The following is a 23,074-nucleotide window of genomic DNA, read 5'->3' as shown; positions in this document are numbered from 1 at the left end:
TTGAATGAACGTAATGAATAAGTATATTTCAAAGTCTGAACAGCTTCAAACTTTGATGACAGCATTAATGAAGGAAAATCAAAATGTTTTATTAAGTGGGGTTAGAACATCTTTTTATGCCCCACTATTTCAAATGATGTTTGAAAATCAACAAAGACCAATCATCATTATGATGCAAAATTTATATCATGCTCAACGATTATATGATCAATTAATTGATTTGATGGACGATCAGTTCATTCGTCTTTTTCCGATGGATGAATTTATTACGGCTGAAATGTTAGCATCTAGTTCGGAATTACGAACAGAGCGAATGAGTACACTGACATCAATTATTAATAATCCAAATCAAATCGTTATTACACATGTTGCCGGTGCTACAAGATTTTTAACACCAAAAGAAATTTTCAAACAGGCAGATATTAAAATTGAAGTTGGCAGTATTTATGAACTCGAAGAATTAAAACGAAAGTTAGTTGAGTTAGGGTATCAATCAGTTCGAATGGTAGAGCAAATGGGCGAATTTAGTGTTCGTGGGGGAATTTTAGATATTTTTCCGATGACAGAAGAAAATCCATTACGAATTGAATTTTTCGACGATGAAATTGATACGATTCGATACTTTTCACCGGATACCCAACGTTCCATTAATAAGGTTGATTCATTTATAATCTCTCCTACATTTGAGTTGGTGTATTCAGAGGAGCAAGTTAATCTATTTGAAAAAAGAATTAAGGAGCGTTTATCTCGAACAGTTCATTTATTAGATGATGAAACTCGAGAAGAGCTTTACGCTAAAATCTATCAAGATATCGAAAAAATTAAAAATCATCAAGACTTAGAGATTATGCATAAGTACATCTCGCTCTTATATGATGAGCCAAACACACTGTTATCATATTTGGATGATCCACTCGTTATTTATATAGATTATAATCGTATTTTAGAAAATCAAGAACATATGAATGAGGACGCATTGAGTTGGCAGGAAAGTGCAATTGAAAGCGGAAAGACAATTGTTGACTTAAATTTATATCGTCCTATTACAGAGATAAGTGCTTCTCGACAATTATTTTTGTTAGAGCATACCAGTTCATTAAAAGATATAGAACTAACCGAGCATATTAAATTAATGACTAAAAGTGTTAGTGAGTTTCATGGTCAGCTTGAGTTTTTCGCTAAAGAGTGTAAGCGGTTAAAAGAAAATAACACCACCGTATTTGTTGCTGTATCAAGCATGGAAGCGCGTAATAACTTAGCTAATTATTTAGAGGAACTAGGAATTACTGTTGTGTTTCCAACTTCAGTTGAAGAAGTTCGAGAAGGGTCTATTCATCTTATTTATGAAAGATTACCTTTAGGATTTGAATTACTTGATCCACGCATCGTTGTTTATACGGATTATGAAATTCATACAAAACGTAAAAAACCAACATCATATAAAAGTAACTTTAAAGAAGGTAAAAAAATTAAAGACTATAATGAGCTTAAAATTGGAGATTATGTTGTTCATGTCCAACACGGAATTGGACAATACATTGGAATTGAGACATTAGAAACAAATGGCGCCCTTAAAGATTTTATTATGATTGCTTATCGTGGTGGAGATAAGTTATATGTTCCTATTGATAAAATTGAGATGGTTCAAAAGTATGTAGGATCAGAAGGCGCAACACCCAAAATTCATAAACTAGGAACATCTGAATGGGAAAAAACAAAAGCTAAAGTTAAGAAAACGGTTAAAGACATTGCAGATAAGCTAATCAAAATTTATGCCAAACGTGAACATCTTCCAGGTTACGCTTTTTCTAAAGATACTATCGCTCAACAAGCTTTTGAAAATGCCTTTCCTTATGTTGAAACAGAAGATCAATTGAAAGCAGTTGCTGAAATTAAAGCAGATATGGAACAACCACATCCAATGGATCGTTTACTAATTGGAGATGTCGGGTATGGAAAGACAGAAGTCGCTATGCGTGCAGCTTTTAAAGCAGTTCAAGATGGAAAACAAGTGGCTTACTTAGCGCCAACAACCATTCTTTCTAAGCAACATTATGAGTCATTTGTGGCACGTTTTAAGGATTTTGATGTAAAAATTGGATTACTTAATCGTTATGTGTCAATAAAAGAACAACAGGAATTGCTAACAAATATAAAAAATGGTAAAATAAATATCGTTGTCGGAACGCATCGAATTTTATCGAAAGATGTAGTCTTTAATGATTTAGGAATTTTGATTATCGATGAAGAACAACGCTTCGGAGTTGAACATAAAGAGAAAATCAAAGAGTTTAAAACTGAAGTTGACGTCTTAACGCTTACTGCAACACCAATTCCAAGAACATTACAAATGTCGATGATTGGTATTCGAAGTTTATCACTGATTGAAACTCCACCGATGAACCGCTATCCAGTACAGACTTATGTGCTTGAGGAACATGATGGAGTAATTCGTGATGCAATTGAACGTGAATTAGCTAGGGATGGACAAGTGTTCTATTTATACAATAGGGTATCAGATATAGAGAAAAGAGCAGCAAAGATTCAAAAGTTAGTTCCAGATGCAGTTGTTGAATATGCACATGGACAAATGAGTAAAGAACAGCTTGAACAAACGATGGCTGATTTTGAAGAAAAGAAATTTAATGTCTTAGTTTGTACAACCATTATTGAAACAGGGATTGATATACCAAATGCGAACACCTTAATTATCTCTGATTCATATCGACTCGGGCTATCACAGCTTTACCAGCTAAGAGGTCGTGTTGGACGAAGTGATCGTATTGCGTACGCTTATTGTATGTATCCTCGAAATAAAGTGTTGACTGAAAATGCTGAAAAAAGGTTACAGACAATAAAAGAATTCACAGAACTTGGTTCAGGATTTAAAATTGCCATGCGCGATTTAGCAATACGTGGAGCGGGAGATATGTTAGGGGCACAACAATACGGATTTATAGATACAGTTGGACTTGATCTATATACGCAATTGTTAAGTGAAGCAGTCGTTCACGCGAGAGAAGGTAGCGATTTTGAAGTCGCTTCGTTTGAATTACCAAAGTTAGAATTTGACTTTCCAACGAAGGTTGACGCGTACATACCTGATTTTTATATCAGTGATGAATCAACTAAAATTGAAATTTATCAAAAGATTAAAAAAGTAACTAATGATGAAGAATATAATGACATTATTGATGAATTAATTGATCGTTTTGGAGACTTTCCAGACGATGTTAAATATTTAATTGATCTGACCTTTTTAAAAAATATTACGGAATCATACATACAAAAAACAAAATCGACTAACAATTCGATAGAATTCATATTAAAGGAAGATATTACACAAGATATTGATGGACAGAAATTATTTGAAGCTGTTCATAAAATAGGTTCTATGATTCGTCTAGCGTATAAAGATAATTGTATAAATATTATTTTTGATTTGCCAGTTGTTAAAAGATTACAGTGGTTCGAGTATGCATTAGAGTTATTTAAAAATTTTGAAAGATTCAAAAAAGATGTAAAAAAGGTATAATTTATTAAAAAAAATAAAAACTAATATTAGATAATTTGAAAGTGAGGTTTTGAGAAAGATGAAAGCTACTGGAGTTGTTCGTCGTATTGACGACTTAGGTCGTGTTGTAATCCCAAAAGAAATTCGTAGAACGATGCGTATTCGCGAAGGGGATTCTTTAGAAATTTTCGTTAATCAATCAGGAGAGGTTGTATTAAAAAAATACTCACCAATCGCTGATATTTCTGCATTTGCTCAACAATATGCTGATGCTATGCAAGTTTCTACTAAAAAAGGAATTTTAATTGTAGACCGTGAAGATATTATTGCAGCTTCTGGGGATATTAAAAAACAATACCTAAATCGTCGTGTCAGTCGTCCATTAAGTGATATGATTGAAAGCCGTACATCAAAAATCGCTGAAGGTAAAGAAGTTTTAGAGATTGTTGACGGTGAGACAACTGAGCGTTCATTTGTAATGATTCCAATCATTTCAAATGGAGATAGCTTAGGTGCAGTGATCGTAGTAGGAACAGAAGAAGATGAATTAGTTAATGAATTAGACGTTAATAGTGCTAAAATTGCTACATCATTCTTAGGTAAATACTTAGAAGGATAAGTTTAAATAAAAAAGATACTTAGTTACCATCAAAACTAAGTATCTTTTTTATGATTTATGTTTAAAGCAACAATATTACAATAATCTATTTTTAAAAGAGTATGTAACGTTAAACTCTAAGAGCTTTAATCTTTTTGCGATGAACTATATGGTTTGAGGTTATCCACAGAATGAATTTCTGAAAAAACAAAAAAGTGTAACGTCTGTTACACTTTTTTGTTTTATTTTTGATAGTTAGGAGCTTCTTGAGTAATTTCAACATCATGAGGATGTGATTCACGAAGACCAGCGTTTGTAATGCGAACAAATTTACCATTTGTCTTTAACTCTTCGATTGTCGCTGTTCCACAGTATCCCATTCCTGCACGTAAACCACCACATAATTGATAGACAACATCTTCTAATTTTCCTTTGTAAGGAACACGAGCTTCAATTCCTTCAGGAACTAATTTTTTAGCTTCTTGTTGTTTTCCTTGGAAATAACGGTCACTTGATCCACGTTTCATGGCAGCTAAAGAACCCATTCCAACATATGTTTTGTAACGACGTCCGTTATATAAAATCTCCTCGCCTGGTGCTTCTTCACATCCTGCGAATAATCCTCCGAACATTGCACAGTCAGCACCAGCCGCAATTGCTTTAACGAAATCTCCACTTAATTTTAAACCACCGTCAGCAATCACTGGAACACCAACAGTTTTACAATATTCATAGACATCATTTACAGCTGTAATTTGTGGAACACCAACTCCTGCTACGACACGTGTTGTACAAATTGATCCTGGACCAATTCCTACTTTAACGGCGTCAGCACCCGCTTCGATTAAATCTTTTGCCGCTTCTGCTGTAACAATATTTCCACCAATAACTTGTAGCTCTGGGAATGTTTCTTTAATTTGTCGAACTGTATGAATAACACCTAAAGAGTGTCCGTGTGCAGAGTCAACTGTAATCACATCAACTCCCGCTTCTACTAAAGCTTTTACGCGATCTAATGTGTCTGCACCAATTCCAACAGCAGCTCCACAACGTAAACGTCCTTGTTCATCTTTACAGCTGTTTGGATATGACATCGTTTTATCAATATCTTTAATTGTAACTAATCCGCATAAAGTTCCTTCTTCGTTAATGATAGGAAGTTTTTCAATACGATGATGCATTAGAATTTCTTTTGCTTCATCTAATGTAATTCCAACGGGAGCTGTGATTAATTTATCACGTCCAGTCATTACGTCGCGTACTTTTACACTTTGATCCACACGATATTTCATATCACGATTAGTAATAATACCAGTTAAGACACCATTTTCATCAACAACAGGGAAACCTGATACTTTGTAGTGTTTACATTTATCATTAGCTTCAGCAATTGTAATATCTCCAGATAGTGTAACTGGATCTGAAATCATCCCATTTTGATATAATTTAACGCGACGAACTTCTTCAGCTTGTTCCTCAATTGACATATTCTTGTGGATAAATCCGACCCCACCTTGATGTGCAAGTGCAATAGCTAAGCGTGATTCAGTAACTGTATCCATTGCAGAAGAGATGATTGGAACGTTTAACTCGATGTTACGTGTTAATTTTGTTTTTAAGCTGACATCTTTGGGTAATACTTCACTGCGTTGTGGAATTAATAAAACATCATCGAATGTTAATCCCGTAGACACAACCTTACCGTTTAATAAACTCATGTGGAGTCCTCCTCTAGTTATAGTTATATTTTATGTCCTCAAGGCAACAAACTTAAAAAAGTTAAATTTGCCTGTTTTTAATTGTAAACATGATAGCATAACTCCTCATTCGTTGCAACATAAAATAATATAATGAATTCCAATATTAGATAATAAAATTCAAATTTTGTAAAACTTCAATCAGTGGTTTAAGTGTAAATATTGATGACAAATAAATAAGAAGATCATGAAAAAACTAAAGAATATTAAGGCTTAATACACCAACTGAGTTCTGATTTTTTAGTCGCCAGAGGTCAGACTAAAAAACAAAACATATTTTTAAAAGTATAGATTATATTTTAATAATTCACTACATAGATTAAAATTGTAACTATAATTTTCAAAATAAAGTTTTCAAAATCGCTAAATTATATTGATATTTAAATTTGATTAGTTTATAATGCAATTGTAAATATTTTGTAATTATATCGTTAAATTTGGAGGAGACTATAAAATGAAGCAAATGAAGATTCAACAAAAGAAGAAGCAGTTTGCGTCATTTTTATGTCTGAAATTTAATGAATTTTGTGAAAAGGCTAAACGTATGGGTTAAGTGCGTGCACTAACACATATGTTTTTTTATTTTTTCGCAATAGATGAAATTACATACAACATTCATATATCATCGATAATATGGTTCGAAAGTTTCTACCCCTTGCCGTAAACATAGGGACTATGAAGGTTGCACATATAATAAGTTAAGTTCAATGGAAATTCTCAAGGTTAATTAGAGATCATATTTAAGCTAACAGTCGTTTAGAGAATATTATTTCCATAACTTTACAAATTATTTTGGCACCTTTAGTTAATGTCCTAAAGGTGCCTTTTATTTAACCTTTAGACGTTATATGATGGTAAAGGAGTATTTAGCTTAAGGATTCTGAAAAGACTACAGAATAGTAAGCCGATCATAAATAAAAAGGAGAGCGATTATCATGAAAAATGACTTACAAATTGCTAAAGAAATTGAGTTAAAGCCAATTACAACAATTGCAGAGGAATTAAACATTAGTGATGATATTGAATGCTACGGTAAATATAAAGCAAAAATCGACTTAAACGTCATGAATCGTGAGAATAAAGATGGAAAATTAATTTTAGTCACTGCCATTAGCCCAACTAAAGCGGGTGAAGGAAAAACAACGATGACGGTTGGTCTTGGGCAAGGATTTTATCATATTGGAAAAAAATCAGTGATTGCTTTACGTGAACCCTCACTTGGACCAGTCATGGGGCTTAAAGGAGGCGCAGCTGGTGGAGGTTACTCTCAAGTCTTACCAATGGAAGATTTAAATTTACACTTCACTGGAGATATTCATGCCATTACCACAGCGAATAATGCCATTTGTGCTTTAGTTGATAACCATATCTACCAAGGAAACGAATGTCACATTGATCCAACAAAAATTGTGTTTAAACGTTGTTTAGATTTAAATGATCGTACCTTACGTGAGATTACGATTGGTCAAGGATCACATGTAAACGGAATTGAACGAAAAGATGGATTTAACATTACTGTTGCTTCTGAAATCATGGCTGTTCTTTGTTTAGCGACAAGTCTTGAAGATTTAAAAGAACGTATTGGAAATATTATTGTGGCTTACACTCAAGAAGATCAACCGGTTTTTGTTAAAGACTTAAACATTCAAGGTGCAATCACGATGTTATTGAAAGATGCACTTAAACCAAATTTAGTTCAAACGTGCGAACATACACCAGCTATTGTTCACGGAGGACCGTTTGCTAATATTGCACATGGATGTAATTCAATTATTGGTACAAAAACAGCTTTAAAACTAGGCGAATATGTGATTACAGAGGCTGGTTTTGGAGCAGATTTAGGAGCAGAAAAATTCTTAAATATTAAATGTCGTGAAGGTCATTTAACACCAGATTGTGTCGTTATTGTAGCAACTATTCGTGCGTTAAAGATGCATGGTGGCGTAGAATATGAAAACTTAAAAGAAGAAAATGTCGAAGCTTTATCAAAAGGAGTAGAAAACCTAGCGAAACACATTGATTCAATTCAACAGTTTAATTTACCTTATGTTGTTGCCGTTAACCAATTCACTCATGATACAGAAGCAGAGTTAGATTTCTTAAAATCATGGTGTGAAGAAAATAATCATCCATGTGAAATCGCAAATGTTTGGTTAAACGGTGGTGCAGGTGCAAAAGAACTAGCTGAACGTGTGGTTGAATTAGTGGATCAAAATAATCAAACATTTACTCATTTATACAATCGCGAAGATTCGTTAGAAGATAAAATTTTAACTATTGCTAAAAAAGTCTATGGTGCAAATGGTGTTGTCTATACGGAAGAAGCTCAATCACAGCTGGATAAAATTAAATCGTTAGGATATGAAAACTTTTTAGTATGTATGGCAAAAACACCAGTTTCATTAAGTGATGATCCAAAAGTATTAGGTCGACCAACAGATTTTAACATCACGATTCGTGAAATTCGAATCTCAGCTGGAGCAGGATTTATCGTTTGCTTAACAGGAAGTGTCTTAACGATGCCAGGACTTCCGAAGCAACCAGCAGCGTTGAAAATGGATATAACACCAGAAGGTGAGTGCATCGGATTATTTTAAAAATGATGAATTGAGCTAAGTCTGATCTTAGAATGAATTAAACCTATATATTATAGAAAAGAAAAATTGATTAATTTAGAGTGGTTTTTATCATTTTGATAGTTGGGGGACTCTTTTATCGAAGTTATGAGATAACTATAAAACAATCAAATTGTCAGAGGATTAATCATTTTGGTAATAAAAGACTTATTTATTTCAACATATTAGGGAGGGTCTTATTTTGGAGAGAATTTATGAAATCTCAGATACACCATTAGTTGGGATTATTATGGGCAGTAAATCTGATTTAGAAACGATGAAAGAAACAATGGCAATTTTAGATGAATTACAAATCTCATACGAAGCTAGAGTGGTTTCAGCTCACCGCACACCTGATCAAATGTTTGAATATGCTGAACTGGCTCGTGAACGTGGACTTAAGATTATTGTGGCAGGAGCAGGAGGTGCTGCTCACTTACCTGGAATGGTAGCTGCTAAAACGACTTTACCTGTGATTGGTGTTCCTGTTGAATCAAGAACATTAAAAGGGATGGATTCATTATTATCGATTGTTCAAATGCCTGGTGGAATTCCAGTAGCGACAGTTGCCATTGGTAAAGCTGGGGCTAAAAATGCAGGATTATTAGCGGCTTCCATGTTAAGTACCTCATATGAAAGTATTGCAAGTAAGTTAGAAAAGTATCGTCAAACCATGATGGAGATGGTTGTAAGGGATAGTGATTTAAATGACTAGTGTTATTTTACCTCCTTCAACGATTGGGATTATAGGTGGTGGACAACTAGGACGTATGATGGCAATATCAGCGAAGCAGATGGGATATAAAGTAGCAGTATTAGAACCTGCTACTTTAAGCCCACTTGCACAAATAGCTGATGCTGAAATCAATGCGCCTTATGATGATCAAGCCGCTTTACATCAGTTATTATCTATTAGCGATGTAGTAACTTATGAGTTTGAAAATATTAATAGTGATGTGATTCAAGCATGTGAATCAGTTGGTTATATCCCGCAAGGACATCGACCACTCGCTTTAACACAACATCGTTATATTGAAAAAACAGCGATTAATAACTGTGGATTTAAAACTGCCCCGTTTGAAAAAGTAAATAATTTTTCACAACTCAAAGAAGCAGTAAAAAAAATCGGATATCCAAGTATTTTAAAAACAGTCACGGGTGGATATGACGGAAAAGGCCAGTGGACATTAAAATCGGAATTAGATTTACAACATGTTCAGTCCGTTGTAGAAAATCAAACCTGTATTTTAGAAGGATTTGTACCATTTACAAAAGAAATTTCAGTGATTGTTACAAGGGGAACTAATAAACAAGTTGAAACATTTCCAGTTGTTGAAAATGTTCATCACAATCATATTCTACATTTAAGTATCGTTCCTGCTAAAATCGAACCGCATTTAATTAAAAAAGCAGAAATAATTGCTGCAACATTGATTGAAAAGTTAGATTTTATTGGAACGCTAGCCATTGAAATATTTGTTATTGAGAATGATCTGATTATCAATGAATTAGCACCACGACCACATAACTCAGGACATTATACGATTGATGGATGTAATGTCTCTCAATTTGAACAACATATTCGAGCAATTTGTGGATTGCCATTAATTGAACCTAAACTAATTCAACCGACAATAATGGTCAATCTATTAGGGCAACATGTCGAATATACGTTGAATTCATGGATCCAACCTGAATTTTCAGATGCTAAACTTCATCTTTATGGGAAAGAGGAGATGCGAGTTAATCGAAAAGTAGGTCATATCACATTCATGAATGAGAGCGAAGAAAAATTAGAAGAAACAGTTAATCAGTTTTTAATTAATTTTCCAAAGTAAAGGATGAGGATGAGAATGAGTCAGTATCGTGTTTTTGTAGAAAAAAAGGAGATGTATGCAACAGAAGCAAAAAGCTTACGCCATGATTTAAATGAAAATTTACACTTATCATTAACTAACGTTCGTACGATTAATGTTTATGATATTTTCAACGTCAATGAGCAAGAGCTTGAAACAGCAAAACAGAATGTTTTATCAGAAACAGTCACTGATCAAGTGAGTATGTCACTAGATTTACAAGATAAAACATACTTTGCTGTTGAGTTTTTACCAGGTCAATACGATCAACGTGCCGACTCTGCGATTCAGTGTGTTCAACTTTTAACAGGAAATGACGAAGTTCGTGTTAAGAGTGGAAAAGTTATTGTGTTAGAAGGAATCAATTCAAACGAAGAACTTGAAAAAATTAAACAATATTACATCAATCCGATTGAAATGCGTGAAAAAGATTTACAAGCACCGCTAGGATTAGATGAAAGTGTTGAAATTCAAGAAGTTAAAACGTACGAAGGATTCATTGATTACAACGATGAAAAATTAACTAACTTTTTAAATGAACATCAAATGGCAATGACTCTTGATGATATTAAGATGATTCAAACTTATTTCCGTAAGGATGAACGTCGTAATCCAACAGAAACGGAATTAAAAGTTCTTGATACTTATTGGTCAGATCATTGTCGTCATACAACTTTTGAAACGTTAATTAAAAATGTCACAATTGAAAGTGGACGTTTCCATGATATTTTACAACAAACATTTGAAGAGTATTGCACGATGCGTGAACGCGTTCATAATCATCGTAAACCGATGACATTAATGGATATGGCAACGATTGCGATGAAGGAACAACGTAAGTTAGGATCTTTAAATGATTTAGAAGTTTCAGATGAAATTAATGCATGTAGTATTTATATTGATGTCGATGTTGATGGAGAAATTGAACCGTGGTTATTAATGTTTAAAAATGAAACACATAATCACCCAACAGAAATTGAACCATTTGGTGGAGCATCTACATGTATTGGTGGAGCTATTCGTGACCCACTATCAGGACGTTCTTATGTTTACCAAGCGATGCGAATTAGTGGAGGAGCAAATGTCTTAGAATCAGTAGAAGACACAATGGAGGGAAAACTTCCACAAAAAATTATTTCTAAACGTTCTGCGGACGGAAATAGCTCATACGGAAATCAAATTGGATTACCAACTACATTTGTTCGTGAAATCTATCATGATGGATATAAAGCTAAACACATGGAAGTTGGTGCTGTTGTTGGTGCTGTGAAAGCAAGTGATGTTCGCCGTGAAAAACCAGTAGCAGGAGATATCATTATTTTATTAGGTGGACGGACAGGGCGTGATGGAATTGGAGGAGCTACTGGATCATCGAAGGCTCATACTGAAACATCCATTCAAACAGCGTCATCAGAAGTCCAAAAAGGAAATGCACCGACTGAACGTAAGATTCAACGCTTATTCCGTAACGGAGAAGTAACGCGTTTAATCAAAAAATGTAATGACTTTGGAGCTGGTGGTGTTTGTGTTGCCATTGGTGAATTAGCAGATGGTTTAAACATTGATTTAAATGCTGTACCCGTTAAATATAGTGGATTAAATGGAACAGAACTTGCTGTTTCTGAATCACAAGAACGTATGGCTGTTTTAGTTGCGAAAGAAGATGTGGATGCTTTAATTACATTTGCTCACGAAGAAAACTTAGAAGCAACAGTTGTGGCAGAAGTAACAGATACGAATCGATTAGTCATGAACTGGAACGGACGTGCCATCGTTGACTTATCACGTGATTTTTTAGATACAAACGGAGCACGACAATCAACAGATATTATCGTGCCAACTGATTTAGACGATCATCCATTTACGAGTAAAATAGAAGGAAAATCAATTAAAGAAAGATTTTTAAATAACTTAAAACAACCAAACGTTGCCTCACAACAAGGAATGGTTGAAATGTTTGATTCAACTATCGGAGGAACAACTGTTTTAATGCCATACGGAGGAAAATATCAATTAACTGAAACAGAAGGGTCAGTTCATAAAATTCCACTTCGTCATGGAGTGACAAACACAGTAAGTATGTTAACTTACGGATATAATCCAGATTTAACATCTTGGTCGCCATTTCACGGAGCAGCTTATGCCGTTGTTGAATCAATGGCTAAAATCGTAGCACTCGGTGGTAAATGGCAAGGCATTCGTTTTTCATTCCAGGAATATTTCCGCCGTTTAGGAAAAGACCCTAAAAACTGGGGACAACCATTTGCAGCATTACTTGGGTCTATCTATGTACAAAAAGGATTTGGTTTACCAGCGATTGGTGGGAAAGATAGTATGAGTGGTTCATTTGAAGACTTACATGTTCCACCAACATTAATTTCATTTGCAGTCCAAATTGAAAAAGCAACCAAAGTCTTATCACCAGAGTTTAAATCACCAGAGAATTATATTTACTTAATTAAACATGAACCAACCAAAGATTTAATGCCAAACATTGAACAGTTAAAAGAAAACTTTAACTTTATTTATGACATGGTAACAATCGGACATATTAAATCGGCCTTTACAATCAAGCAAGGGGGAATTGCTGAGGCGATTGCTAAAATGTCATTTGGAAATAAAATAGGGGCTAATATTAAAACAGGTTATGATTTATTCGACTTAGAATTAGGTTCAATGATTGTTGAATCTGATCGTCCATTATTATTTGAACACGCACACTTACTTGGAAAAACAACATCTGAACCATTAATCGTCATTAATCAAGAAGCGATTACGATCGAAGAGAGCTTAGCTGCATGGCAAGGAACATTTGAATCATTATATCCAGTTGCTTCAGCTACTGAAGAAGTAAAAGTTCCAGAAATTAAATATGAAAACACAATGATTAAAACATCATCACTTGCAGCAACTCCACAAGTCTTCTTACCAGTATTCCCAGGAACGAATTGTGAATATGATACAGCACGTGCTTTTGAACAGGCAGGAGCTCATTCAATCATTGATGTCTTCTGTAATCAAAATCACAACGATATCGAAGCTTCGATTGAGCGTATGGTGAAGCACATTAATGAATCGCAAATTTTAATGCTTTCGGGAGGATTTAGTGCAGGTGATGAACCAGACGGTTCAGGAAAATTTATTACTTCTGTTTTAATGAATGAACAAATTCGTGAAAGTATCGAAGGATTACTAGAGCGTGATGGATTAATTTTAGGAATTTGTAATGGATTCCAAGCATTAATCAAATCTGGATTGTTACCGTATGGAAAATTTGGAATGGTCACAGAAGATTCACCGACTCTAACGAAAAATGATATTAATCGTCACATGTCAAAAATTGTTCGTACTCGTATTGCTTCAACTAAATCACCATGGTTATCAGGCGTGAAGGTAGGAGATATCCACAATGTTGCGATTTCACACGGAGAAGGAAAATTTGTAGCAAATGATGCGATGATTAAACAATTAATTGAAAAGGGTCAAATTGCTACACAGTATGTTGACTTAAATGGTAAACCAACAATGAATGGAATTTACAATCCAAATGGATCAATTGCTGCTGTTGAGGGGATCACGAGTCCGGATGGAAGAATTTTAGGTAAGATGGGGCACTCTGAACGCATGGGATCACAAATTTTCAAAAATGTACCGGGAGATTACGATCAACTGATCTTCCAAAGCGGAGTTAAATATTTCAAATAATATAAAAGGTTGAGTCAAGCGATTATCTTCACGTAAAAGTTATGATAACTGGATGTGACTTAAAGAAAAGGCAAAGCCAGTTAGTAACTTTATAGGGAAGATACTTGATGAAACTAGATTGTAAAAGTTTAAATCAAGCAGAGGTTCTTGGTTAAAGAACCTCGCTTAACGTAAGTGAAGTAAGAGGAGAGAAGAAAGAATAGGGGAGATAAAATAATCTAACTTTTCTTTCTATATTATATATGGGAAAAATGGAGGGCATAGCCATGAATCAAGCAAGAGTAATGTTATACGAGGGAAAAGCAAAACAAATTTTCAAAACAACGGATGAAGCAAAAGTTATTATTCACTACAAAGATGATGCAACGGCATTTAATGGAGTAAAAAAATCAAGCATTACGAATAAAGGGATTTTAAATAATGCGATTACAACGATTATTTTTGAAATGTTAGAAAAACGTGGAGTAAAAACTCACTTTATTGAAAAATTAAATGATCGTGATCAATTATGTCATAAAGTTGAAATTGTACCTTTAGAAGTCATCGTGCGTAACATTATTGCAGGAAGCATGGCAAAACGTTTAGGAATTGAAGAGGGAACAGTACCAAGTAATGTGGTTTATGAATTATGTTATAAAAATGATGCTTACGGAGATCCGTTAATTAACGATGATCACGCCGTTGCATTAGGTTTAGCTACTTATGAAGAACTAGCAAAAATTAAAGAAATGACATTAGAAATCAATCAAGCATTAATTGAATTCTTCGATGCACAAGGTATTCGCTTAGTTGATTTTAAAATTGAATTTGGACGTACAGAAGATGGAACCATCGTTTTAGCAGATGAAATTTCACCGGATACATGCCGCTTATGGGATAAAGAGACAAATGAAAAGTTAGATAAAGATCGTTTCCGTCGTGATCTTGGAAATGTAGAAGAAGCTTATCTTGAAATTTTAAATCGCGTCAGTCGTTAAGGTGGGGAATATGTCAGGGTTAGATTTATTTTTTGAAAATAAAATGAATGAAGAATGCGGCGTTTTTGGAGTCTTTAATCATGAAAATGCAGCCGAACTTACGTATTATGGACTTCATGCACTTCAACATCGTGGTCAAGAAGGAGCTGGAATTGTTACGAGTGATGGAAAACAGCTTCATCAACATAAAGGAGAGGGACTTGTTCGTAATGTCTTTACTCAACAGGATATTGATCGATTAAAAGGAATCCACTCAATTGGTCATGTTCGCTATTCAACAGCAGGAGGAGGCGGAATTATGAACGTTCAACCGTTCTTATTCCGTTCTCAGTCTGGACCACTTGGATTATGCCATAACGGAAATTTAGTTAATGCTAATCAGTTAAAAGTTTATTTAGAAAATGAAGGCAGTATCTTTCAAACTACTTCAGATTCAGAAATTTTAGCTCATTTATTAAAAAGACAACGTGGGGATATGATGACAGCTTTAAAAGAGTCGTTATTATATATCGAAGGAGCCTTTGCCTTCTTATTATTAAAAGAAAATGAGATGTATATTGCTTTAGATAAATTAGGATTACGTCCGTTATCAATTGGTCGTATTGGTGAAAATGGACTTGTCGTTGCCTCTGAAACATGTGCTTTTGATGTGATTGGAGCCGAATACATTCGTGATGTTAAACCTGGAGAAGTCATTCGTATTGATTTAGAGGGGATGACTTCTGAACGCTATGCAACAACATGTGATCAAAGTATGTGTAGCATGGAATATGTGTATTTTGCACGTCCTGATAGTGACATTGAGGGGATTAATGTTCATCAAGCACGTAAAAACTGTGGTCGTGTTTTGGCTAAAGAAGCACCTGTTGAGGCAGACATTGTGGTAGGTGTTCCTGATTCAGGATTAAGTGCTGCAATTGGATATGCGGAAGAAGCCAATATTTCATTTGAAATCGGAATGGTTAAGAATAAGTATATTGGACGAACATTTATTCAGCCTTCACAATCTTTACGCGAGCAAGGAGTAAAGATGAAGCTTTCGGCTGTTCGATCAATTGTTAAAGATAAACGTGTGGTCTTAATTGATGATTCAATTGTACGCGGAACAACTTCTCGTCGCATGGTCGATATGTTACGCGAAGCTGGCGCTAAAGAAGTGCATGTCCGTATTGCGTCACCAGAAATTAAATTTCCATGTTTTTATGGAGTAGATTTTTCAACGTATGATGAACTGATTGCGGCAACTCATACAACAGAACAAATTCGCGAAGTGATTGGGGCAGATTCGTTAGCCTTCATTTCGGTTGAGGGATTAACTCAAGGAATTGGACGCAGTTTAAAACTCGGAAAGAATTGTGGACAATGTGTGGCTTGTTTTAATGGGGATTACCCAACCTATTTATATGAAGATGTGACGTGTGCAAACAAAGAGGTTAAATAAGGGGTGTAAAAGATATGAGTAAAGCATATGAACAATCTGGCGTTAGCTTAGAAGCGGGATACGAATCAGTTAATCGTATAAAAAAACACGTGGCAAAAACGCATCGAAAAGGGATTTTCTCTGGGATTGGTTCTTTTGGAGCAATGTTTGACTTATCAGCATTAAATTACAAACAACCATTATTAGTTTCAGGAACAGATGGTGTTGGAACGAAGTTAATGGTGGCAATTAAAGCGGATCACCATGACACGATTGGAATCGACTGTGTTGCTATGTGTGTAAACGATATTGTTGTTCAAGGGGCAGAGCCTTTATATTTTCTTGACTATGTGGCTGTTGGAAAAAATGACCCCGCTAAAATTGAAGCCATTGTTAAAGGGGTGGCAGATGGTTGTGAGCAAGCAGGTGCCGCTTTAATTGGTGGAGAAACAGCAGAAATGCCGGATATGTATGAAGTTGATCATTATGATTTAGCTGGATTTGCAGTTGGTGTCGTAGAAAAAGATCAGCTGATTACAGGAGAAAAAGTAACAGCGGGTGATGTTATTATTGGACTATCGTCAAGCGGAATTCACTCAAATGGATATTCTTTAGTTCGTAAAATTTTATTTAAAGACAACCATATTGATTTAAATACATATGAAGAATCATTAGGAATGACTGTTGGAGAGGCTGTACTTGCACCAACTAAAATTTATGTTAAACCTATTTTAGCTTTATTAAAAGAAGTGGACGTTCATGGAATGGCTCATATCACAGGTGGAGGATTTGATGAAAATATTCCTCGTACTTTACCAGCCGGACATGGTGTGAAAATTAATAAGCATTCCTATCCAATGCCACCTATCTTTAACTATTTAAAAGAATTAGGAAATTTAGATGAACGTGAAATGTATAACATCTTCAATATGGGGATTGGGATGGCAATTATCGTTTCTAAAGAAGATGTGGAAAAAGCAATGAACATCTTAACTCAAGCTGGGGAACAACCACATATCATCGGAGAAGTAACAGATGGTGAAGGAGTTCAACTAGTATGAAAAAAATAGTTGTTTTTGCATCAGGAAGTGGAAGCAACTTTCAAACGATTGTTGAGAAGCTACATCAAAAAGAATGTGAAGTCGCTTTGTTAGTTTGTGATCAACCGGGCGCTTATTGTTTAGAACGTGCTAAACATTTAAGTATTCCCACATTCACTTTTAATCCAAAAAGCTATGAAACGAAAGCTGACTTTGAAAAAGAAATTTGTAAACAGTTAGAGATAATCCATCCAGATTTAATTGTATTAGCTGGATACATGCGTTTGATTGGTGAGACGTTATTAGAAGCTTACGAAGGGAAGATTATCAATATCCATCCAGCATTATTACCTGCTTTTCCAGGTCGTGATGGAATTGGCGATGCCTTAAAGTATGGCGTGAAAGTGATGGGAGTAACGGTTCACTATGTTGATGCAGGAATTGATACGGGAAAAATTATCGATCAAGCTTGTTTTAAACGAACAGAAAATGAAACAAAAGAAGAAATTGAAACGCGTATTCACGCATTAGAACATGAGTTATATCCGCAAGTGATAGCAAAGCTTTTAAAAGCTTAGGAGGAGTATGAGAGATGAAACGTGCATTAGTGAGTGTATCAGATAAGACGAATTTAGTATCATTTGTTCAAAACTTAGTTGAATTAGGGTATGAAATCATTTCAACAGGAGGAACTAAAAAAACATTAGAAGAAGCGGGAATGGAAGTTATTGCGATTGATGAAGTCACTCATTTTCCAGAAATATTAGAGGGACGTGTTAAAACATTACACCCAATGGTACATGGTGGTTTATTAGCTAAACGAGATGATGTTCATCATCAAGAACAAGTAGCTCAAAATAACATTCAGTATATTGATTTAGTTTGTGTTAACTTATATCCATTTGCTAAAACGATTCAAAATCCTGAAGCCACTCATGAAGATAAAATTGAAAACATTGATATTGGTGGTCCATCAATGTTACGTTCAGCAGCGAAAAACTTTAACGATGTTACAGTAGTTGTTGATGCGAATGATTATGATGTAGTTATTTCTGAAATTCGTGAACACGGGAACACGACATTAAAAACACGCCAAATGTTAGCAGGAAAAGTTTTTAATCATACTGCTTCATATGATGCCATGATCGCGAACTATTTTAATGAAATAAATCAAATCGAAGTTAAAGAAAAATTAACCGTTACTTATGACTTAAAACAAACATTACGCTATGGGGAAAATCCACATCAAAAAGCAGCATTTTATCAAACATTAAAACAACCTTCTTATAGTGTCGTTGCAAGTGAACAATTGCATGGAAAAGAATTATCTTACAATAATATCGCTGATGCTAACGCCGCATTAGAAATCTTATCTGAATTTGAAGGTTCAGCAGCAGTTGCAGTTAAGCATATGAATCCATGTGGAGTAGGATTAGGTTCAACTATTGAAGAAGCTTATGCTAAAGCTTATGAAGCAGATAAAAAGTCTATTTTTGGTGGAATTGTTGCTTTAAATCGCGAAGTATCAAAAGAGTTAGCTGAAGAACTTCATAAAATCTTTTTAGAAATTGTCATTGCACCAAGCTTTACACCAGAAGCGTTAGAAATTTTAAAACAAAAGAAAAACATTCGCTTACTAACAACTGATATGACAGAACGTCTTCAACCAGGGGAAAAATTAGTATCAGTTAAAGGTGGATTACTTGTTCAAGATTTAGATATCGTTCAAGTCAAAAAAGAAGACTTAGAGTGTGTAACAGACGTTAAACCAACAGAAGAAGATTTAGAGCAATTATTATTTGGATTTAAAGTTTGTAAGCACGTTAAATCAAACGCCATTACATTAGTTAAAGATAATATGACTATCGGTGTTGGAGCTGGGCAAATGAATCGCGTTGGAGCAGCGAAAATTGCTTTAGAACAAGCAGGTACGTTAGTAGAAGGTTCTTATTTAGCATCAGATGCCTTTTTTCCGATGTCAGATACAGTTGAATTAGCAGCAAAATATGGGGTTAAAGCGATTATTCAACCAGGTGGATCAATTAAAGATCAAGACTCAATTGACGCATGTAATAAACATGGAATTGCGATGGTCTTTACGAAAGTTCGTCACTTTAAACACTAATTGATGTGAAAATAGAGGAGAAAAAAATGAAAGTTTTAGTTATTGGACGCGGTGGACGCGAACATGCAGTGGTTAAAAAATTAGCTCGTGACACAAAGGTTACTCAAATTTTTTGTGCTCCAGGAAATGATGGGATGGTTGAAGCAACATTAGTTCCTATTGAAGAAACAGATGTAAAGGCATTAGCTCACTTCGCACAAGAAAATCAAATTGATCTCACGATTGTCGGGCCTGAAATGGCACTAATGGCTGGAGTGGTTAATGAATTTAATGAGTTAGGGTTACGTGTGTTTGGACCGACTAAAGAAGCTGCACTTATTGAGGGAAGTAAAGCATTTGCTAAGTATATGATGTCAAAGTACGATATTCCAACCGCAGCATATGGTGAATTTACTGAATTGCAACCCGCTTTAGATTATCTAAAAACTCAATCGATGCCGATCGTGATTAAAGCGGATGGATTAGCTGCTGGAAAAGGAGTTGTTATTTGTCAAACATTAGAAGAAGCGAATCAAACAGTAAAAGAAATGTTGTTAGATCGCAAGTTTGATGAAGCCTCTTCAAAAGTAGTGATTGAGGAATTTTTAGTTGGTGAAGAATTTTCACTCATGGCCTTTGTTTCAAATGACATCTATAAAGCTATGCCAATTGCACGCGATTATAAACGAGCTTATGATAACGATGAAGGGTTAAATACAGGAGGAATGGGAAATCATAGTCCACATCCATTAATTTTAGATACGGATTATGAAGAAGCTATTCAAACCGTTATTGAACCTATGACAAAGGCGATGATTAAAGAAGGAATTCCGTTTACAGGAATTTTATATGCAGGATTAATGAAAACAGCGAATGGAATTAAAGTCATTGAATTTAACGCACGTTTTGGAGATCCTGAGACAGAGGTATTATTACCACGTTTGGAAACGGAGTTAACAGATATTATGTTATCTTTACTTGATGGAAAAGATATTGACTGCGTTTGGTCGAATCAAGCAACTGTAGGTGTTGTTTTGGCTGCTAAAGGATATCCGGGTTCATATGTTAAAGGAACGGTTATTAAAGGACTTGAGACATTAGAAGGTGTGGATATTTGTCACATGGGAACGAAATTAGTAGACGGAAAAATCACATTAAATGGTGGACGCGTCTTATTTGTTGTTGGAGCGGGAGAGACATTAGAAGCTGCGCGTCAAAAAGTATATAAAGAAATTCAAAAGATTGAGTGCGAGGACTTATTTTATCGAACAGATATTGCTAAGAAGGCTTTAAGTCTTTAAGAAGATGATAAAAGGAGATAGTCGTCTATCTCCTTTTATGCTATAAAAATAAATAAAAGAATGACAAATTAAGGAAAAACGGGTATGTTATATAATAGGTAATATTATTTTTAAGAAGTGGGTGAAACATATGAATAAGGTTTTATTTACACCTGGTCCTACAAATGTCCCTGAAGAAATTAGACATGTGCTTGGACAAGATTTAATTCATCACAGAATGGCAGATTATCATAAACTACTAAAAGAAGTGAATGAAGATTTAAAATGTATTTTTGATACGAAAAATGATGTACTTATCTTAACATCATCAGGAACTGGATCAATGGAATCAACCGTTGTTAACTTGTTCTCAACTAATGATGAAGTCTTAGTCATTAACACAGGTTGGTTTGGAGAAAGATTTATTGAAATTTGCAAAGTTTATGGACTTAAAGTACATGAGTTAAGTTATGAGTGGGGGAACACTTATAACATTAAAGAGATTGAAAAGATGTTAGAAGACTACCCATCAATTAAAGGAATTTTTGTGACTTATCATGAAACTGCGACAGGTGTTGTCAATCATCTAGAACCACTAGGTCGTTTAACCAAACAGACCGATCGCTTATTAATCGCTGATTGTATTAGTGGTATGGTTGTTCAAGACTTTCATTTTGATGAATGGGGCGTTGATTGTGCCGTTGCAAGTAGTCAAAAAGGATTTTTATTACCACCAGGACTTAGTTTTGTTGCTTTAAGTGATAAAGCAAAAGTAGCATTAGAACATTCAAACATTCCAAAATACTATTGGGACTATCGTAAATATCTTAACTATTTTAATAATAAATCAGAACAACCATTTACACCGGCTATTTCGATTGTTCTTGCTTTACAGGTGGCATTAAAACAGTTACTTAATAAGGGATTAACAAAGGTTATTGAGGATAAACAATTTATTCGCAAATATGCAGAGGAAAAATTTAAAGATTTAGGATTTACGTTGTTCATTGAGGACGAATCCATTCGCGGAAATGTACTAGTGCCTGTGATTGTTCCAGACGAGATTGATGGAAGTAAATTAACAGCACTCATCGATGAACGATATAACTTCACAGTAGCGGGTGGTATGAACCAGTATGCTGGAAAGATGCTACGCATCGGGATTATTGGAGAAATTACAAATAAGGAAATCGATTTACTTATAGAGTACATTCAGGAAGTTCTTCCAGAGTGCAAAAAGTAAACGAAAGATAGGGGGCTAACATAATGAAACCACAGTTTGAATTAGAGCGTAACACGGCTGTTATTAACTTTTCTGCTCATTATTGTAATACAGAAGATGAGTTATTAAATAGTCAAGGATTTGAGCGAGTGCTAACTCGTTTTTTAAAAAAATTAAAGAAAAAAGAATCACCAATTTATGAACAATTAGTTTATGTATGTGGTGAAGATCAAATTGCTACTGAATTAATTTCATTATTTAAGTTGTTATTAGTATTAGAGCTAGATGAAGTGATGCAAATGAATCGTTCATTTATTGTTTTGTTACAGCACAAAGATGCATTAATTGAACTCATTGAAGAACTTTATGATTATTGGCGTCGCTTAGAACGATACAGTGTCATTTACAATAGTGAAGAAGGAACAGGGATTCAAAAAATTAAATTTATTGAGGCTAACAACTCATTTACTAATTTAGTGTTAAGAGTATATCGTACGATTGAAGAACGACTATTAGGTCATCATCAAAATGTTTATCGTCAGTTAATCGTAGGGGCGAATGCCGGTCTAGTTCTAAATGAAATCAAATGGGACATTCCAATGCAGTACATGGGGTTACGTTATCCAGCCTTCATTGAATCCATTGTTCTCATGCCACCGTTTATTACTTATCCAAAACGAACAAAACGAGACGGAATTTTTGAAGAAGTGTTTGAAAATCCATTAGATGGACTGTATCTAGACCCAAATAACTGGTTTGTTTACGCCGCAAAAGTAGGAACAGCGTTAGCGTATGTATATTTCCATCGTGACTTTATGGCACAAGGCGTTACGATGTGTAACTTATTTGAATTAGCAGACTTAGAAGAATGTAAAAATAAAAAACCAGATTTAATTTATGTTTTTGGAAATAAAGATAAAGAAGATCGAGCTGTTTTTTATCAAGATAAAGAACATGATATTATGATTGGTTATGCCTCATACAGT

Annotated in this window: 15 protein-coding genes and 1 riboswitch (1 of these 16 running past the window's edge); of the genes, 14 read left to right on the top strand and 1 reads right to left on the bottom strand. The window is 34.7% G+C overall.

Annotated elements, in window-relative coordinates:
* Window positions 1-4 precede the first annotated feature (4 nt).
* On the top strand, window positions 5-3,535 hold the full coding sequence (gene mfd / locus JRC48_RS09455; RefSeq protein ID WP_235069315.1) for a transcription-repair coupling factor: 3,531 nt from the start codon (window positions 5-7) through the stop codon (window positions 3,533-3,535).
* 58 nt (window positions 3,536-3,593) lie between these two features.
* A complete protein-coding gene (locus JRC48_RS09450; protein WP_235069314.1) occupies window positions 3,594-4,133 on the top strand; it encodes a stage V sporulation T C-terminal domain-containing protein in 540 nt (179 codons plus the stop codon).
* A gap of 221 nt (window positions 4,134-4,354) precedes the next feature.
* On the opposite strand, the gene guaB is transcribed toward JRC48_RS09450, so the two are convergent.
* Window positions 4,355-5,830 (bottom strand): IMP dehydrogenase, encoded by a 1,476-nt coding sequence (guaB, locus tag JRC48_RS09445; protein ID WP_235069313.1) that lies wholly within the window; start codon window positions 5,828-5,830, stop codon window positions 4,355-4,357.
* A 634-nt stretch (window positions 5,831-6,464) separates the two neighbouring features.
* Window positions 6,465-6,565: riboswitch (purine riboswitch) on the top strand.
* A 239-nt stretch (window positions 6,566-6,804) separates the two neighbouring features.
* Here guaB and JRC48_RS09440 point away from each other — a divergent pair.
* The 12 genes from JRC48_RS09440 to JRC48_RS09385 all read left to right on the top strand — a co-directional run.
* The gene (locus JRC48_RS09440) at window positions 6,805-8,466 is read left to right on the top strand and encodes a formate--tetrahydrofolate ligase (RefSeq protein WP_235069312.1); all 1,662 of its coding nucleotides are present in this window, start codon (window positions 6,805-6,807) and stop codon (window positions 8,464-8,466) included.
* Between the two features lie 268 nt (window positions 8,467-8,734).
* Window positions 8,735-9,199 carry a 5-(carboxyamino)imidazole ribonucleotide mutase gene (purE, locus tag JRC48_RS09435; protein ID WP_235071046.1) on the top strand — a complete coding sequence of 155 codons (465 nt, stop codon included), beginning with the start codon at window positions 8,735-8,737 and terminating at the stop codon, window positions 9,197-9,199.
* Complete coding sequence (gene purK / locus JRC48_RS09430) at window positions 9,192-10,322, top strand: 5-(carboxyamino)imidazole ribonucleotide synthase (RefSeq protein WP_235069311.1); 1,131 nt, start codon at window positions 9,192-9,194, stop codon at window positions 10,320-10,322. The genes purE and purK overlap by 8 nt, the downstream gene beginning before the upstream one ends.
* A 15-nt stretch (window positions 10,323-10,337) precedes the next feature.
* Window positions 10,338-14,045: a phosphoribosylformylglycinamidine synthase gene (locus tag JRC48_RS09425; RefSeq protein WP_235069310.1), complete on the top strand. Its 3,708-nt coding sequence runs from the start codon at window positions 10,338-10,340 to the stop codon at window positions 14,043-14,045.
* 266 nt (window positions 14,046-14,311) lie between these two features.
* The gene (gene purC / locus JRC48_RS09420; protein WP_235069309.1) at window positions 14,312-15,022 is read left to right on the top strand and encodes a phosphoribosylaminoimidazolesuccinocarboxamide synthase; all 711 of its coding nucleotides are present in this window, start codon (window positions 14,312-14,314) and stop codon (window positions 15,020-15,022) included.
* Between the two features lie 10 nt (window positions 15,023-15,032).
* Window positions 15,033-16,463, top strand: a complete 1,431-nt coding sequence (purF, locus tag JRC48_RS09415; protein ID WP_235069308.1) for an amidophosphoribosyltransferase — start codon at window positions 15,033-15,035, stop codon at window positions 16,461-16,463.
* Window positions 16,464-16,477: 14 nt separating this feature from the next.
* Window positions 16,478-17,503: a phosphoribosylformylglycinamidine cyclo-ligase gene (gene purM, locus JRC48_RS09410; protein WP_235069307.1), complete on the top strand. Its 1,026-nt coding sequence runs from the start codon at window positions 16,478-16,480 to the stop codon at window positions 17,501-17,503.
* Entirely contained in the window at window positions 17,500-18,060 is a 561-nt protein-coding gene (gene purN, locus JRC48_RS09405) for a phosphoribosylglycinamide formyltransferase (RefSeq protein ID WP_235069306.1), read from the top strand. Before purM ends, purN begins: the two co-directional genes overlap by 4 nt.
* A 14-nt stretch (window positions 18,061-18,074) precedes the next feature.
* Window positions 18,075-19,607: a bifunctional phosphoribosylaminoimidazolecarboxamide formyltransferase/IMP cyclohydrolase gene (purH, locus tag JRC48_RS09400; RefSeq protein ID WP_235069305.1), complete on the top strand. Its 1,533-nt coding sequence runs from the start codon at window positions 18,075-18,077 to the stop codon at window positions 19,605-19,607.
* Window positions 19,608-19,633: 26 nt separating this feature from the next.
* Window positions 19,634-20,887 carry a phosphoribosylamine--glycine ligase gene (gene purD / locus JRC48_RS09395; protein ID WP_235069304.1) on the top strand — a complete coding sequence of 418 codons (1,254 nt, stop codon included), beginning with the start codon at window positions 19,634-19,636 and terminating at the stop codon, window positions 20,885-20,887.
* 130 nt (window positions 20,888-21,017) lie between these two features.
* On the top strand, window positions 21,018-22,109 hold the full coding sequence (locus JRC48_RS09390; protein WP_235069303.1) for an alanine--glyoxylate aminotransferase family protein: 1,092 nt from the start codon (window positions 21,018-21,020) through the stop codon (window positions 22,107-22,109).
* 23 nt (window positions 22,110-22,132) lie between these two features.
* Window positions 22,133-23,074: the 5' portion of a phosphoenolpyruvate carboxykinase gene (locus JRC48_RS09385; RefSeq protein WP_235069302.1), read on the top strand. It continues 783 nt past the right edge of the window; only the first 942 of its 1,725 coding nucleotides appear in the window; the start codon lies at window positions 22,133-22,135; its stop codon lies beyond the right edge, outside the window.

Origin of the sequence: Turicibacter sp. TJ11 (assembly GCF_021497505.1) — a bacterium.
In the GTDB taxonomy this organism is placed as follows: domain Bacteria; phylum Bacillota_I; class Bacilli_A; order MOL361; family Turicibacteraceae; genus Turicibacter.
The sequence above is the reverse complement of the archived record's forward strand: the minus strand, read 5'-3'. Positions and strand labels throughout refer to the sequence as shown.